The organism is Ursidibacter sp. B-7004-1, from assembly GCF_053654055.1.
The window spans coordinates 1-2,303 of sequence record NZ_JBSIUP010000069.1 but is presented as its reverse complement, the minus strand read 5'-3'; the positions used below and the strand labels follow the sequence as shown (position 1 = coordinate 2,303).

Sequence of the window (2,303 nt, the reverse complement as noted above, 5' to 3'; positions counted from 1 at the left end):
GTTAATTCTACGCCTATTTATAGGCAATAACAAGAATAGCATCAAATTTTACAACAATTTACTTACAATTTTGCTTGTTTTTCAGGCAAAATTTAACGCAAACGTTTGCGTTCAGATGTAGGGTGGGCTTTAGCCCACCACAAATTATTGACAAAGTGTTTTCATTCGGACGCCAGCGTGGCGTCCCTACAAGGAAAGTTATAACCAATTGAAAAATAACAGATTTTATTTTGTTATGTAGGGACGCCACGCTGGCGTCCGTTAATTGAATACAACAAATAGGGGTTTGTCATCAGTCTGGGACACACTGCGTGTGTCCGTTTATTGAATACAACAAATTGAGGTTTGTCATCTGTCTGTAGTGGGCTAAAGCCCACCCTACACAAAAAACTTATTTAGGTATTTTTCGGAAACTATCAAAGGTTAAACAGAAAATAGAGCAAATAAGGCAAAGCATTAAGAAATAGGATTGTGAACTCAGCACTTCACCAATAGCGAGAGAGATCAGTAGCATAATAAGAGGTTCAGCGTAGCCAATTAAACCAAGTACATTCATTGGTAATAAATTACTGGAGCCTAAAAAGAGAATGAAAGCCGCTCCATTTACTAAACCTAATAATGCTAGGTAATAATAGAGAGATGAATTTTGGCTCAGAATGCTATCCATATCGATTTGACTGATGTAATAAATAGCAACAGGTAAGCAGAGTAATAGTTCTACCAAAAAAGTGGCAAGGCTGTTAATCTGAAAATAACGGCGTAGCATAATATAGAGTGGATAACCAAAGCCTGCGACAAAAGTTGCCCACGAAATTTCCGCAGAAAAACCGATATTTGCCACAACACCCACTAAAGCAAAGAGAAAAGATGCCCATTTTAATCGGGTGAATTGTTCTTTAAATACGATTTTTCCTAATACTACCGTAACAAGTGGAAGCAATAGGTAACCGATTGATACTTGCAAGGCTTGTCCATTATTCGGCGCCCAAAGAAAAAGCCATAACTGTACGCCCGTATTGAGAGCGAGAAGGCAAACTACCAGTAAAAGCGGTGGGTTTCGGCGGATTTTTTGCAATAGTTCGTAGAATAAGTGCTGTTGTTTAAATAAGAAAATGGCAAGAAGAATAAATGGAATAAGCACCACAATGCGAAATCCAAACATCGCCATATCACTTAATGGGCGTAATAGAATGGCGAAATAGTAACCTAGTCCAAATAAAATATTGCCACTTAGGGCAAATGTGATCCCTTTTAGCATCAATTCCCCCTTTACTCACTCCTTTTATATTCATTGTTTTTTATGCGTTTACGTTTGCGTAACACTAATACGCCATCGAGAATTAAGCATAAGATAGCAACACCTAAACAGATTAAAAGTAAATAAGCATCTGGACTTAGTGTTTCACCAATTAGAAATGAGATAAATAGCATTGCACAAGGTTCTATATACCCGAGTAAACCGAGTACATTAAAAGGAATTAGGGTGCTGGCTAGGGTATAAGAAATTAGGGCGACACCACTCATTAAACCGAGTAATAGCAAGTAAAAATAGATATTCGGATTCTGCTGTTGAATAGCTGGCATATCAACTTGGCTGATAAAATAAAGTGCTATCGGGAGTAGTAAAGCAATTTCAATCACAAAACTGTGGATATGGCTAATGTTGAATTTCTTACGCACCATAAAATAAGCTGGATACCCCGTTGCGACTAAAGCACTCGCCCAAGATAATTTACCTGCTAGTAGAATGTTGCTGAGTACTCCAACAAAAGCAAAGAAAATCGCTAGCCATTTGCAAAATGAGAGATGTTCTTTATATAGTAGTTTCCCCACTGCAACCATTGCAATCGGCATTAGTAGGTAGCCTATTGATACATCAATGGCTTTGCCGCTATTCGGAGCCCATAAAAAGAGCCACATCTGAATACCAACAAGTGCTGATGATAAACAAAGTGCAAAAATCAATTTGGGGTTTTGTTTGATCTGTTTTAGAAAGTCAATAAAGGCTTTTTGTTGCTTTAATAAAACAACTGCAAGAAATAAGAACGGCAGTGTAACTAACATTCTAAATCCGAATACGTCTTCACCTGCTAATGGGCGTAAAAATGTGGCGAGATAATATAATCCTCCAAATAATATTGATGCCAATAAAGAGCAGAGAATACCTTTGATCATTTTGAGCCTTGTTGGTTATTGTAATATTAAAAAACGTAACACTTTTAGGGTGGGCTGAAGCCCACCACAGATTATTGATAAAGTCTTTCTTCATTCGGACGCACTCAGTGCGTCCCTACAAGAAAAAT

The 2,303-nt window shown here is 37.6% G+C and carries 2 protein-coding genes; both read right to left on the bottom strand.

From position 1 onward, the window contains the following. Positions 1–391 precede the first annotated feature (391 nt). Positions 392–1,258: an EamA family transporter RarD gene (gene rarD, locus ACWIW0_RS11210; protein ID WP_454453383.1), complete on the bottom strand. Its 867-nt coding sequence runs from the start codon at positions 1,256–1,258 to the stop codon at positions 392–394. A gap of 11 nt (positions 1,259–1,269) precedes the next feature. Beyond that, the gene (gene rarD, locus ACWIW0_RS11205) at positions 1,270–2,175 is read right to left on the bottom strand and encodes an EamA family transporter RarD (RefSeq protein ID WP_454453382.1); all 906 of its coding nucleotides are present in this window, start codon (positions 2,173–2,175) and stop codon (positions 1,270–1,272) included. Between the last annotated feature and the right edge of the window lie 128 nt (positions 2,176–2,303).